The following is a 9,635-nucleotide window of genomic DNA, read 5'->3' on the forward strand; positions in this document are numbered from 1 at the left end:
TGCCAGCTACCTGAACGAGTTCGTGTTCCGCTTCAACCGCCGGCGGTCCCGCAGCCGTGGGATGGTGTTCTACCGGGTACTCGAACTCGCGATTGCGAACGAGCCTGTGCGCTACAAGGAACTCGCACTGACCCAGCGACCCCGAACAGTACTCCCCACCCCGCCGAGGGCAAATGGCCACCCGCCAAGCCTCGACCTCCCTCCCGCAAACCGTCCGTGGAGGAACTCCGGTTAAGTGGAGAGCCCAGAGCGATTTTATGAAAATGGGGTGAAATCCTGCTTTGACCTCATCCCCTCAAATCAATAGTCTGCCTCACCCAATCAAACCCGTCATCTCATCGCCGATCCGGCGCCCGCGGGTTGGCGGGGCATCGCCAGCAGGCATGTTGGCGAGCTGGCCGCACCGGGCAGGCACCTGAAGTCCGCTTCCACGCACCCGGGGCCGAGAGACCGACGGGCGCCGAGAGCCGCCACGCCTCTTGCGAAGAATAGGCGGCATTCACCACAGTGAACCCTGAGGAGATCGAGCACCATGCCAACCTTTGTGCGGACCGACAAGTGTGACGGTTGCAAGGGTCAAGACACCACTGCTTGCATGTACATCTGCCCCCACGACCTCATGAAGCTGGACCAGGACGGTTCCGAAACAGGTCACGTCATGCGGGCCTTCAACCAAGAGCCCGAGCAGTGCTGGGAGTGCTACGCCTGCGTCAAGATCTGCCCTCAGCAGGCGATCGAGTGCCGTCACTATGCCGACGTCGTCCCCATGGGCGGCTCGGTGCAGCCACTGCGCGGCGCCGACTCCATCATGTGGACCATCAAGTTCCGCAACGGCACCATGAAGCGGTTCAAGTTCCCCATCCGCACGACCCCCGAAGGCTCCATCGATCCCTACGGCTCCAAGCCCGCGGCCGACATCGCCAAGATCGACGAGCCCGGCTACTTCAACCTAGGTGGCGTTCAGAAGCCGGGTAACCCCGACGCGCTGATTCGCAAGTAATACCCAAGAGAACCACGCTGAGGCGGATGACATGGCCGGAGAATTCACAAATCCCGAGATCGTCGAGGAAGAGGTCGACATCCTCATCATCGGCGGCGGCATGGGCGCCTGCGGGGCCGCCTACGAGATCGGCCCCTGGCTGGAAGCGGCCAAGGAGCAGGGCATCGACCTCAAGGTCAAGCTGGTCGACAAGGCCGCCATGGACCGCTCCGGCGCCGTGGCCCAGGGGCTGTCCGCGATCAACACCTATCTGGGCGATCAGGATCCGGCCGATTACGCCCGCATGGTCTCCAACGATCTCATGGGCATCACCCGCGACGATCTGGCCTATGACCTCGGCCGCCACGTCGATGACTCCGTGCACCTCTTCGAGGAGTGGGGCCTGCCGATCTGGAAGCAGCCCGGTGACGAGGTCAAGCCCTTGGCCGAGGGCGGCAAGCCGGTCCGCTCCGGCAAGTGGCAGATCATGATCAACGGCGAGTCCTACAAGTGCATCGTCGCCGAGTCCGCGAAGAAGGCGCTGGGCACCGCGCGCATCCAGGAGCACGTCTTCATCGCCAAGCTGGTCAACGACAAGCACGACAAGCACCGCATCGCCGGCGCGATCGGCTTCTCGCTGCGCGAGCACAAGGTCTACGTCTACAGGTTCAAGGCCTGCCTGCTGGTCGCCGGTGGCTGCGTCAACCTCTTTCGCCCGCGCTCCGTGGGCGAGGGCCTCGGCCGTGCCTGGTACCCGGTCTGGAACGCCGGCAGCACCTACGCCATGGCCGCCGAGGCTGGCGCCGAGCTGACCATGATGGAGAACCGCTTCGTGCCCGTGCGTTTCAAGGACGGTTACGGCCCGGTCGGTGCCTGGTTCCTCCTGTTCAAGGCCAAGGCGATCAACGCCTTCGGCGACGTCTACCTGGAGACCAACAAGCACCTATTGGACGACTATCCGCCCTATGGGCAGGCCGCCGCACCGGCATCCTGCCTGCGCAACCACCTCATGCTGAAGGAGATACGCGAGGGTCGCGGCCCGATCTACATGGACACCGTCACCGCGCTCGGCAAGCTCGCCGAGACCATGACGCCCAAGGAGATCAAGCACCTCGAGGCCGAGGCCTGGGAGGACTTTCTCGATATGTGCATCGGCCAGGCCGGGGTCTGGGCGGGGGAGAACATCGAGCCCGAGAAGAAGAGCTCCGAGCTGATGCCGACCGAACCCTACCTGCTCGGCTCGCACTCCGGCTGCTGCGGGATCTGGGTCTCGGGTCCCGCGGACCTGGGCGCGCCGACCTCCGAGGAGCATGACGACGCGGGCAGGATTCCGAACCATCTGCCGTCGGGCTGGAACTGGGGCTACCGCTCCATGACCACCGTCAAGGGTCTCTTCACGGCGGCCGACGGCGTGGGTGCCTCCGGCCATAAGTTCTCCTCCGGCTCCCATGCCGAGGGTCGCCTGGCGGCCAAGGCGATGGTCAAGTTCTGCATGGACCACAAGGACCACACGCCTGAGCTGGCAGATGCCGTCGAGCAACTGGTCGAAGAGATCTACCGTCCGGTGCGCAACTTCATCGAGCACAAGGACTACACGACGGCCATCGACGTGAATCCCAACTACATCACGCCGAAGATGTTCCAGTTCCGTCTGCAGAAGATCATGGACGAGTACGTCGCCGGCGTCTCGACCCTCTATCAGACCAATGCCAAGATGTTGGAAGTGGCCGAGCACAAGCTGGAGATGCTCAAGGAAGACGCGCTCAAGATGCGCGCCAAGGATCTCCATGAGCTGCTGCGTGCCTGGGAGAACTACCACCGCATCCTCACCGCCGAAGCGCACATGAAGCATATTCAATTCCGCGAGGAGAGCCGCTATCCCGGCTTCTACTACCGGATGGACTTCAACTTGGTTGATGAAGAGAACTGGAAGTGCTTCGTCAACTCGGTCTACGACAAGGAAAGCAAGACCTGGACCTGCTTCAAGCGGGCTCACGTCGACATCGTCGACAAGTCGAAGCTGTTCAAGTAGGCCGCTGGCCGTCCTCGGCGCGCCCCAGGCCGGTTTCGCGCGGTGGCACTGGGAGTCCGGTCGTCACCTGGCGACCGGACTTCTTCGTTTCGGGCGGCGCCCTCTGGAGATCAAGCAGCTGTCGAACCTTTCCCAGCGCGCCGCGCCAAGCCGCACTGCGCGCGCCCACGCCGAGGATCTCCCCATGAGTGACAGCAAGCCGAACATCCCCTTCCAGAGCGCCGTCATGCCCAAGGCGCTGAGTGCCGAGAGTCGGATCCAGTTCCGCTGCCACGGGGGTCTCTCCTGCTTCAACGCCTGCTGCAAGCAGGCGGACGTCACCCTGACACCCTATGACATCCTGCGCCTGAGTCGTCGGCTTGGAACGACCACGACGGCGTTCGTGCGAGACTGCACCGTGCCCTTCCAGATGGACGGCGACGGTCTACCCGGCGTCAAGCTCAAGACCGACGACTCGGGGGCCTGTCTGCAGCTCGACGGCGAGTCTGGCTGTGGCGTCTACGCCGATCGCCCAACGGTTTGCCGCTACTATCCGGCGGCGCTCCTGGCGCTGCGTGAAAAGGATTCGCCCAAGGCGGAAGAGCGCTACTCACTCGTCAAGGAGTCGCTCTGCAAAGGTCACGAGCAGCCGGCTGAGATCAGCATCGCGGATTACCGCGCGGAGCAGGGGTGCGAGGCCTTCGATCGCTTCAACCGGGAGTGGTATGAGCTGATCCTGAAGAAGAAGTCCGCGGGACCGGGCGTCGGGCGTCCGCCCCGGACGAGCCTGCAGCTCTTTTTCATGGCATCCTATGACCTCGACACCTTCCGGCGTTTCCTTTGCAGTGAAAATTTCCGCAAGAGCTATACCCTGCCTGATGATTTCTATGCCGGGATCCAGCAAGACGACGAGGCGCTGCTGCGCTTCTCCTACCGCTTTCTCCGTCAGGTCCTCTTTGGCGAGCACAGTATCCAGGAGGTTGCGCACGCCTGGGAGCGGCGCGTCGAGCAGCGCCGGGAGATTTGGGAGGCGCGCAGGACGTTCGAGGCCGAGCGACACATGGCCGCGGAGGATCTCAAGGACGGGGCTGGCGGCGACGGGGGCTGCGGCGTTGCCTGAGCCCGTCTTGGGCGCGCGGAGCCGGGTAGGGTGCCGGCATGTCTGACGGCGCTGCATTGACAGAGATCCTGCTGAGCCGGCTGAACGCCACCAAGACCCTCATCGAGGCGACTCAAGGTGACGACGCACTCATCCGCGCGAGCGTCGAGGCGGCCCGGCTGACGGCGCATGCCATCAATCAGGGCGGCACCCTCTTCATCTGCGGCAACGGCGGCAGCGCCGGCGAGGCGACCCACCTGAGCGGCGAGCTGATCGGGCCATTCGCCAATAAGACCCGTCGTGCGCTCCCGGCCGTCGCCCTCGGCTTCGACACCAGCGCGGCGAGTGCCGTCGCCAACGACTTCTCCTTCAGCGAGGTCTTCGCACGCCAGCTCAGCGCCCTGGCCCGTCCCGGCGACGTCCTCTGGGCGCTCTCGACCAGTGGGCGCTCACCGAACATTCGGCGCGTTCTGGAGGTCGCCACCGAGCGCGGCGTGACGACCGTGCTCCTGACGGGGGCCAAGCACCCGGAACTCCCGCGCGCCGATCTGGTGCTCGCCGTCCCCTCCCGCGAAACGCCGCGGATTCAGGAGCTACATCTCGTTCTGGGCCACTTCCTGTGCGAGATCGTCGAGTCCCTGACCTGTCCCGAGTAAGGAACTGTCCATCAACTGCTTCCCCCTTTTCTGGTCACGAAGCTCCAGCTTCGTGACCTCAGCGATGAAGCTCTGCTTCACGACGTCGGCGGCTTCCGGCCCTTGATTGGGTCGATCCAGGCGCTGATCCTCGAGTTCGCGAAGCGGAGCTTCGTCACCAGGCTCAAATCAGGACGTAGAAGATGGACAGTTCCTCAGTTGGCCCCGGTCGTACTCGGAGCGGGGACTTCCTGGCAAGGCCTCGGTCTGCGCGAGGTTGCGCGGCTCAGCGCGCGTCGGGTGGCGCGAGCACCTGGATCTGATAGAGCCTCGGCCAGTTCTTGCCGGTCACGAAGAGCCGATCCGCGTTGGCGTCATAGGCGATCCCGTTGAGCACCTGCTGAGAGGTCCTGGAATCGATCCCGGGCCGGAGCCCGCTGAGATCCACGTAGCTGAGAACCTCGCCCGTCTCCGGGTCGATCCGGGCGATCAGGTCGTTGTGCCAGATGTTGGCCCAGATCTGTCCCTGGATGTACTCCAGCTCGTTGAGATAGCGCAGCGGTCGACCCTCATCCAGCACCCGCAGGCGTCGCACGACCCTCTGCGTCTCCGGGTCCAGGAATCGCAGCACCTCGGTCCCGTCGCTGGCGATCCAATGGCGCCCATCATGCGTGAGTCCCCAGCCTTCTCCGGTGACCTCGAAGCTGCGCTCCCGATTCAGACTGCTCCGGGCGTAGACGAATCCCCGATGCTCTCGCCAGGTCAGCTGCACCAGCGTGTCGCCCCACAGGGTGATTCCCTCGCCGAAGACATCGGGCGGAAGTCGGCTCTCCTGCAGCGCCCGGCCGCTCGTCACCTCGACTCGCCGGACGACGGATGCGCCGTAATTCCCGGTGCCTTCGTAGAGTTGGCCGTCCGCGATCGCGAGTCCCTGCGTGAACGCCTCGGGATCGTGCGGATAGCTCGCGACGACGCGGAAGCCGTGAACCGGCCGCGAGGTCCGCCAGGAGGCATCGGACGACTGGCCGCAGCCGACACCCATGCCGGCGACAGTCAGGAGCACCCCAAGGTGCAGTCGCAGGAGGACGGCGGCGGATCGCGGGCTCACGCCACCAGCCCCCGGCCCTGAAGCTCGCGAATCTGATCGCGGACCGCGGCGGCCTTCTCGAACTCCAGATCCTTGGCGTGCTGATACATCGCCTTCTCCAGCGTCTTCAGGCGCTTGGCCATCTGCGCGGGCGTGAGGCCCGCGTACTCGGCGATCTCCTCCGCCACCTTGGCGTACTCGCGGGCCTTCATGGGCGCGCCTGGGGTGGCGCCCTCCATGATATCCGCCACCGCCTTGCGAATCGTCCGCGGCGTGATGCCATTGGCCTGGTTGGAGGCGACCTGCCTGGCGCGCCGCCGATCGCTCTCCTCGATGGCGCGCTGCATCGAGCCGGTGACCACGTCGGCGTAGAGAATGGCCTTGCCGTTGACGTTGCGCGCGGCCCGGCCGATGGTCTGGATCAGCGAGTCGGTCGAGCGCAGGAAGCCTTCCTTGTCCGCGTCCAGGATCGCGACCAGCGAGACCTCGGGCATGTCCAACCCCTCGCGCAGCAGGTTGATGCCGACCAGCACGTCGAACTCGCCGAGACGCAGGTCACGGATGATCTCCACGCGCTCGACCGTGTCGATATCCGAATGCAGATAACGCACCTTGACACCGTGGTCGTTGAGGTAGTCGGTCAGATCCTCGGCCATGCGCTTGGTCAGCGTCGTAACCAGCACCCGCTCCCCGACCGCGACCCGCAGCCCGATCTCCGAGAGCAGGTCGTCGACTTGGCTCAGGGCCGGGCGGACCTCCAGCGCCGGGTCGATCAGGCCGGTGGGGCGCACGACCTGCTCGATCACGGCGCCCGAGTGGTCGATCTCGAACTGGCGCGGCGTCGCGGAGACGTAGATGGTCTGCGGCTGGCGGGCCTGGAACTCTTCGAAACGCAGCGGGCGGTTGTCCAGGGCCGAGGGCAGACGGAAGCCGTACTCCACCAGATTCTCCTTGCGCGAGCGATCGCCGCGGTACATGCCGCCGAGCTGCGGCACGGTGACGTGGCTCTCATCGATCACCACCATGGCGTCCGCCGGCAGATAGTCGTAGAGCGTCGGCGGCGGCTCGCCGGGGCCGCGCCCGGAGAGGTAGCGGCTGTAGTTCTCGATGCCGGAGCAGTAGCCGACCTCCAACATCATCTCCATGTCGAAGCGTGTGCGTTGCTCGAGCCGCTGCGTCTCCACCAGCTTGTCGTTCTCGCGCAGCCACGCGAGCCGGTCCTTCAACTCCGCCTTGATCTGGTCGATCGCCTGGACGATGGCCTCGCGCGGCGTGGCGTAGTGGGTCTTGGGAAAGACGGTGTAGCGGGGGACCTTGCGCAGAACCTCGCCGGTCAGCGGGTCGAAGAGCGACAGCGCCTCGATCTCCTCGTCGAAGAGCTCCACCCGCACCGCCTCGTCGTCCGATTCCGCCGGATAGATATCGATGACGTCGCCGCGCACCCGATAGGTGCCGCGATGCAGCTCGATCTCGTTGCGCTTGTATTGCAGCTCGGCGAGCCGGCGCAGGATGGCGCGCTGGTCGATGACATCGCCGCGCTTGAGCAGCAGCACCATCTTGAGATAGGCGTCCGGGTCGCCCAAGCCGTAAATGGACGAGACGGTCGCGACGATGATGACGTCCTTGCGCTCCAGCAGCGCCTTGGTCGCGGAGAGCCGCATCTGCTCGATGTGCTCGTTGATGGCGGCGTCCTTCTCGATATAGGTATCGGTCGAAGGGACGTAGGCCTCCGGCTGGTAGTAGTCGTAGTAGGAGACGAAGTACTCCACGGCGTTGTGGGGGAAGAAGTCGCGCATCTCCCCGTAGAGCTGCGCCGCCAGGGTCTTGTTGGGCGCCAGAATCAGCGTCGGGCGCTGCAGCTGGTCGATGACATTGGCGATGGTGAAGGTCTTCCCCGAGCCGGTGACGCCCAGCAGCGTCAGGCCGGCCTCGCCGTCTCTCACGCCTTCGATGAGCCGGCGAATCGCCTCCGGCTGATCGCCCGCGGGCGCGAATGTCGAGACGAGCTGAAAGGGTCTGGCGGACATGGTGAATCCTGTTCTGAGGCGCGAATCCAGAGGGCTCGGGAGAGCCTGGCGCGGGTCTGTCAATCCGCGTGCCGGGATGTGACCGATTCGCTATTATTGGCAGCCGCACGCAACGAATCCAGCCACCGCAGGAATCCAGAGACATTCGCCGATGACCATCAAACTCGCCGCCCGCGTCCAGGCCGTCAAGCCATCCGCGACCCTTGCCATCACCGCTCGCGCCAAGGCACTCCGCGCCGCGGGCAAGGACGTCATCGGGCTCGGGGCCGGAGAGCCCGATTTCGACACGCCCGAGCACATCAAGAACGCCGCCATCGAGGCAATCCGCTCCGGGTTCACCAAGTACACGGCTGTCGACGGGACCACCGAGCTGAAGCAGGCCGTCATCGACAAGTTCAAGCGCGACAACGGCTTGGAGTACGCTCACGACCAGATCCTGGTCTCCTGCGGCGGCAAGCAGAGCTTCTTCAACCTGGTTCAGGCCATTCTGGATCCGGGCGATGAAGTCGTCATCCCGGCGCCCTTCTGGGTCTCCTATCCAGACATGGTGCTGCTGGCCGGCGGCGCCCCGGTGCTGGTGCACGCGGGCGCGGAGCAGTCGTTCAAGATCACGCCCGCCCAGCTCAAGGGCGCCATCAACGACAAGACCCGGCTGGTTGTCATCAACAGCCCCTCCAACCCCACCGGCATGGCCTACACCCGTGAGGAATTGGAGGCGATCGGCGAGGTGCTGCGCGCGTACCCCAAGGTCGTGATCGCCACGGACGACATGTATGAGCACATCCGCTGGGCCTCCTCGCCCTTCGTCAACATCGCCAATGCCTGCCCGGACCTCCTGCCGCGCATCATGGTCCTGAACGGCGTGTCCAAGGCCTATTCCATGACCGGCTGGCGCATCGGCTATGCCGGTGGCCCGGTCGAGGTCATCAAGGCCATGAAGAAGGTGCAGTCGCAGAGCACCTCCAACCCCACGTCGATCTCGCAGGTCGCGGCTCAGGCCGCGCTGGAAGGCCCGCAGGAGTGCGTCGGCATCATGCTCAAGGCCTTCATGGAGCGCCATGACTATGTCGTGGAGCGACTCAACCAGATGCCCGGCATCGAGTGCATCCCGACCGACGGCACCTTCTATGTCTTCCCTCGGGTCCAGGGATTGATCGAGCGACTGGATGGCGTCGGCAACGACCTCGAGCTGGCCGAGCACCTGATCGAGCGGGCCGGCGTCGCGCTGGTGCCGGGCTCCGCCTTTGGCCTCGGCGGCCACGTCCGGATCTCCATCGCCACCAGCCGCGCCAATCTGGAGCAAGCGCTGGACCGTATCGCCAAGGTAGCCGGTTGAGCCTGGGGTCAGGGGCAGATCCACGGGGCAGCGGATATCGCGCGGAACCTTCGCTCCGCGCGATCCCCGGAGCCTCACGGCGAAACCGTTCTACCGCAGATTGACTCGCCGTAGTGGGATTTACCTTCGATTCTGTACAGGCCCCAGCGTTTGACTCAAACTGCGCGCCAGGATTGGTTGGCGAGGCAGCGCGACGCACGTGCATGACATCATCCTGCGCTCGGTCGCAGGCCCGCTTCGTCGATCCGCGCCCAGGCACGCCTGACCCAACCGATGCTCGATCCTCTTGACCACGACGGAGCCCCGAAACTGATGTTGAGTGCCAAGCAGATGCGTTCGCTTCCAGCGTTCTTTGCCGATGTGCCCGATCCACGTCGCAGCCAAGGTCGGCGCCATCCCTTGCCGGCGGTGCTCGCCATCGCCGCCGGCGCGGTGTTGTGCGGGGCACGTGGCTATAAGGC

Annotated in this window: 8 protein-coding genes and 1 pseudogene; 7 read left to right on the plus strand and 2 right to left on the minus strand. The window is 65.0% G+C overall.

All coding sequences use genetic code 11. The features are described 5' to 3' along the window. From CKO23_RS27025 to CKO23_RS22810, 5 genes and pseudogenes are all read left to right on the plus strand, one after another. Window positions 1-124 (plus strand): annotated as a pseudogene (locus CKO23_RS27025) (IS1595 family transposase); the annotation flags it as partial. A 408-nt stretch (window positions 125-532) separates the two neighbouring features. Further along, a complete protein-coding gene (gene aprB, locus CKO23_RS22795) occupies window positions 533-1,000 on the plus strand; it encodes an adenylyl-sulfate reductase subunit beta (RefSeq protein WP_200335498.1) in 468 nt (155 codons plus the stop codon). Between the two features lie 31 nt (window positions 1,001-1,031). Beyond that, window positions 1,032-3,011 carry an adenylyl-sulfate reductase subunit alpha gene (aprA, locus tag CKO23_RS22800; protein ID WP_200335500.1) on the plus strand — a complete coding sequence of 660 codons (1,980 nt, stop codon included), beginning with the start codon at window positions 1,032-1,034 and terminating at the stop codon, window positions 3,009-3,011. A 184-nt stretch (window positions 3,012-3,195) separates the two neighbouring features. After that, the gene (locus CKO23_RS22805; protein ID WP_200335502.1) at window positions 3,196-4,110 is read left to right on the plus strand and encodes a YkgJ family cysteine cluster protein; all 915 of its coding nucleotides are present in this window, start codon (window positions 3,196-3,198) and stop codon (window positions 4,108-4,110) included. Window positions 4,111-4,148: 38 nt separating this feature from the next. After that, window positions 4,149-4,745: a D-sedoheptulose-7-phosphate isomerase gene (locus CKO23_RS22810; protein WP_200335504.1), complete on the plus strand. Its 597-nt coding sequence runs from the start codon at window positions 4,149-4,151 to the stop codon at window positions 4,743-4,745. A 265-nt stretch (window positions 4,746-5,010) separates the two neighbouring features. Here the strand turns inward: CKO23_RS22810 and CKO23_RS22815 are convergent, their stop codons facing one another. Both CKO23_RS22815 and uvrB read right to left on the minus strand, forming a co-directional pair. Next, window positions 5,011-5,832 (minus strand): glutaminyl-peptide cyclotransferase, encoded by an 822-nt coding sequence (locus CKO23_RS22815; protein ID WP_346014672.1) that lies wholly within the window; start codon window positions 5,830-5,832, stop codon window positions 5,011-5,013. Then, window positions 5,829-7,838, minus strand: a complete 2,010-nt coding sequence (gene uvrB / locus CKO23_RS22820; protein WP_200335505.1) for an excinuclease ABC subunit UvrB — start codon at window positions 7,836-7,838, stop codon at window positions 5,829-5,831. The genes CKO23_RS22815 and uvrB overlap by 4 nt, the downstream gene beginning before the upstream one ends. Window positions 7,839-7,989: 151 nt before the next feature. Between uvrB and CKO23_RS22825 the strand changes: the two genes are divergently transcribed. Together CKO23_RS22825 and CKO23_RS22830 are read left to right on the plus strand one after the other, a co-directional pair. Next, on the plus strand, window positions 7,990-9,174 hold the full coding sequence (locus CKO23_RS22825; protein WP_200335506.1) for a pyridoxal phosphate-dependent aminotransferase: 1,185 nt from the start codon (window positions 7,990-7,992) through the stop codon (window positions 9,172-9,174). 273 nt (window positions 9,175-9,447) lie between these two features. Next, window positions 9,448-9,635 (plus strand): transposase family protein (locus CKO23_RS22830; protein ID WP_200335507.1); only part of this gene is annotated, 188 nt, incomplete at its 3' end.

This window comes from Thiocystis violacea, assembly GCF_016583565.1.
Classification (GTDB): Bacteria; Pseudomonadota; Gammaproteobacteria; order Chromatiales; family Chromatiaceae; genus Thiorhodococcus; species Thiorhodococcus violaceus_A.

Coding starts and splice junctions, on each gene's coding strand:
- aprB (WP_200335498.1), top strand. CDS start 533: ATGCCAACCTTTGTGCGGACCGACAAGTGTGACGGTTGCAAGGGTCAA.
- aprA (WP_200335500.1), top strand. CDS start 1,032: ATGGCCGGAGAATTCACAAATCCCGAGATCGTCGAGGAAGAGGTCGAC.
- CKO23_RS22805 (WP_200335502.1), top strand. CDS start 3,196: ATGAGTGACAGCAAGCCGAACATCCCCTTCCAGAGCGCCGTCATGCCC.
- CKO23_RS22810 (WP_200335504.1), top strand. CDS start 4,149: ATGTCTGACGGCGCTGCATTGACAGAGATCCTGCTGAGCCGGCTGAAC.
- uvrB (WP_200335505.1), bottom strand. CDS start 7,838: ATGTCCGCCAGACCCTTTCAGCTCGTCTCGACATTCGCGCCCGCGGGC.
- CKO23_RS22825 (WP_200335506.1), top strand. CDS start 7,990: ATGACCATCAAACTCGCCGCCCGCGTCCAGGCCGTCAAGCCATCCGCG.